Consider the following 1,248-nt stretch of genomic DNA (forward strand, 5'->3'; position numbering starts at 1 on the left):
CCCCGGGGTCGCGACGACCAGCCAGGTGCCGGTGAGCGTGCCCGCGGCGGGCGCGTCGGCGAGCGGCTTCCAGCGGACCCGGTAGCGCCAGGAGTCGATGACGGCCTCGTCCCGGCGGCGGCGCCGGAAGGAGGACAGCGCGGGCAGCACGGCCCGCAGCTCCCCCTGGTCCGCGTCCACGCCGAGGGCGCCGGTCAGTTCGGCCACGTCCTCGCGCTCGACGGCGGCCCAGAACCGGCCCTCGGCGGTGCCCTCCGCGCCCTCGGCCGCGGTGGCGGGAGCGGCGGGACGGGCCCAGTAGGACTGGTGCTGGAAGGCGTACGTGGGCAGCACGACCCGCCCCTCGCCACGGCCCGCGAAGGCCGCCGGCCAGTCCACGGCGGCACCCGCCGCCCAGAGCGCGCCGACGGCGGCGTGGAAGGTGCGCACGCCGTCGTGGCCGGAGCCGCGCAGCAGCGGCGCGAAGGCGCCCTCGACGCCGGCGTGCTGGGCCATCCCGCACAGCACGCCGTCGGGGCCGAGCTCGGCGAAGCGGGTGACGCCCCGTCGGCCCAGGGCGTCGACGCCGTCGGCGAAGCGGACGGCCTCGCGGACCTGGCGCAGCCAGTAGTCGGGGGTGGTGAGCAGGCCCGGCTCGGCGATCCCGCCGGTCAGGTTGGAGACGACCGGGATACGCGGCTCGGCGAAGGTCAACTCCGCCAGCACGGCGGCGAATTCGGCGAGCATCGGCTCCATCAGGACCGAGTGGAAGGCGTGCGAGACCGTCAGCCGGCGGATCTTGCGGCCCTCGGCCGACCAGCGCGCGGCGAACTCCTCGACCGCGTCCGCCGGCCCGGAAACCACCACGGAGGTCGGGCCGTTGACGGCCGCGACGTCCAGCCGGTCGCCGATCTCCGCCCGCACCTCGGCCTCGGCGGCCTGGACCGCCAGCATCGCGCCGCCCTCGGGCAGCGCGTCCATCAGCCGGCCCCGCGCCGCCACCAGGGCGCACGCGTCCGCCAGCGAGAACACCCCGGCCACATGAGCGGCCGCCACCTCACCGATCGAATGCCCGAGCAGCACGTCCGGGAGCACGCCCCAGGACTCCAGCAGCCGGAACGACGCCACCTCGACCGCGAACAGCCCGGCCTGCGCCCACACCGTCCGGTCCAGATCCTCGACGCCGTCGAGGACGACCTCGCGCACCGACCGCCCGAGCCTCGCGTCCAGCTCCGCACAGACCGCGTCGAACGCCGCCGCGAAGGCGGG

General features: G+C 76.8%; 1 protein-coding gene. It reads right to left on the minus strand.

Features of this window, described 5'->3' with window-relative positions; genetic code table 11:
• On the minus strand, nt 1-1,248 hold a 1,248-nt coding region (locus ACIQOV_RS41910; RefSeq protein WP_401056458.1), incomplete at both ends, for an acyltransferase domain-containing protein.

Source organism: Kitasatospora sp. NPDC091257 (assembly GCF_044757675.1).
Taxonomy (GTDB): Bacteria; Actinomycetota; Actinomycetes; order Streptomycetales; family Streptomycetaceae; genus Kitasatospora; species Kitasatospora lactacystinica.